1 protein-coding gene and 3 pseudogenes are annotated in these 1,892 nt (G+C 48.3%); all 4 read left to right on the top strand.

Translation table 11 applies throughout. The features are described 5' to 3' along the window. Positions 1–61 precede the first annotated feature (61 nt). A complete protein-coding gene (locus tag VU18_RS08145) occupies positions 62–1,057 on the top strand; it encodes a Gfo/Idh/MocA family protein (RefSeq protein WP_021321565.1) in 996 nt (331 codons plus the stop codon). Positions 1,058–1,072: 15 nt separating this feature from the next. After that, a pseudogene (locus tag VU18_RS17920) lies at positions 1,073–1,231 on the top strand (galactose-1-epimerase); the annotation flags it as partial. Continuing rightward, positions 1,230–1,619: pseudogene (locus VU18_RS08140) on the top strand (carbohydrate ABC transporter permease); the annotation flags it as partial. The pseudogenes VU18_RS17920 and VU18_RS08140, both read left to right, overlap by 2 nt. A 115-nt stretch (positions 1,620–1,734) precedes the next feature. Continuing rightward, positions 1,735–1,892 (top strand): annotated as a pseudogene (locus tag VU18_RS19810) (galactose-1-epimerase); the annotation flags it as partial.

Raw genomic sequence — 1,892 nt, 5'->3', positions numbered from 1 at the left:
GAAGTGAAGGCTGGTCTGATGGCCAGCCTATCCCTTTGAAAACGGGAAGGAGATACGAAATATGGGATGTAAAGTCCGCTTTGGTATTATGAGTACAGCTGCTATTGCCAAAGACGTGATGATTCCCGCCATTCGTCGGGCAGATCACGCTGAAGTCGTGGCCATTGCGAGTGAGAGCGGGAAAGCTAAACAAGCGGCGAAGGAGCTCGGTATTCCGAAAGCGTATGACAGCTATGACCAGCTGCTTGATGACCCGGACGTCGACGCAGTGTACATCCCGCTTCCAAACAGCCTGCACGCTGAATGGACGATCAAAGCGGCGAAGAAGAAAAAGCACGTGCTTTGTGAAAAACCTGCCGCTTTATGCGCAGAAGATGTCCGGCGCATGATTGAGGAATGCGAGAAAAATGGCGTTTTATTCATGGAAGCGTTCATGTACCAGTTCCACCCACAGCACGAACGGGTCAAACAGCTTTTGGCCGCTGGCGAGATCGGCGAAGTTAAGTACATGCGCTCCCATTTCTCCTTTTACTTGCAAGACCGGGAAACGAATATCCGCATGAACGATGAGCTTGGCGGGGGAAGTCTGTTCGATGTCGGTTGCTATTGTGTGCATTCGACGAGACACATTCTTGATACCGAGCCCGTTGAGCTGTTCGTCCAATCTTGTTTTGATCCACACCATTCGGTCGATTTGACGACGAACGGTTGGATGAGGATGGAAAACGGTGTTCTTGCGCAGTTCACGTGCAGTTTTGATATGCTCTTTCAGAACGAATACGAAGTAGTGGGTACGAAGGGAAAAATCGTTGTCTCGCGGGCGTATCGACCGGATGTGGATGGTGGCGAGGGGCGAATTACGGTCGCAACGGCTGATGGGAACGTACGCGAGGAAACGGTGTCAGGCGATCAATACGCGCTGCAAATCGAGCACTTTTCACGCGCCGTTCTTGAAGGCACACCGCTGTTGTATTCGCCAGAGCGCATGATCCAACAAGCACGGGCGCTTGATGCTTGCCGCACATCGATGAAGACGGGAAACATCGTAAGGTTATAAGGAAGGGGAAGCAACATGAAAGTGACATATGAGAAATGGGCTGGATATAACGGAAAAGACGTGCTTTTGTTTACATTGACCAATGATCACGGCGTAGAATTGTCGGCGATGAACTATGGATGTGTTGTCACGAGGCTATGCGTTCCTGACCGAAACGGCAACATCGAAAATGTTTAACTTGCCGATTACGATTATGATTTTGCTAGGATTTTATCAGTCGTTGCCGCGCGAAATCGAAGAAGCGGCGGTAATGGACGGGTGCTCTGTCCATCGCATTTTTTTCCGCATCACATTGCCGATGACAGCGCCTGTTCTTGCGACTACAGCCATTATTAACATGATTTACAATTGGAATGAGTTTGTGTTTGTCAACACGTTCATTAGTTCGGAAAAATGGAAAACGATCACAGTCGGAGTCAATAATTTTGTCGGCCAATATCTCACCGACTGGGGGGCGATCGGCGCGACTTTGGTGATCAGCATTTTGCCGATTTTGATTGTATACTTATTCTTGAGCGACCGAATTATTGAAGGACTGGTTGCTGGTTCGGTAAAAGGATGATGTCATATGTGATTGGGGTTAAGTTTGTTTGTGTTATATACAAACTAAATGAAATATAGTATGATGAAAATGATCAAATCGTTGCTTTTTCCATCGTTGGAGAGGGGGAGAGAGGTTGCGGATTAGGAAAGAAACATGGTCTCGTTTCAACGGAAAAGAAGTTCTTTTATTTACGTTGACAAACGACCGCGGCATGGAACTGTCGGCGACAAACTACGGATGCATCGTGACGGACCTCCGCGTTCCCGACCGGAACGGCAACATCGAAAATGT

The organism is Geobacillus sp. ZGt-1 (assembly GCF_001026865.1).
Taxonomy (GTDB): domain Bacteria; phylum Bacillota; class Bacilli; order Bacillales; family Anoxybacillaceae; genus Geobacillus; species Geobacillus thermoleovorans.
This window is presented reverse-complemented; position numbering and strand designations above follow the sequence as displayed.

What these genes read in the sequence shown, in the direction of transcription:
- VU18_RS08145 (WP_021321565.1), top strand. Translation starts at nt 62, where the DNA reads ATGGGATGTAAAGTCCGCTTTGGTATTATGAGTACAGCTGCTATTGCC.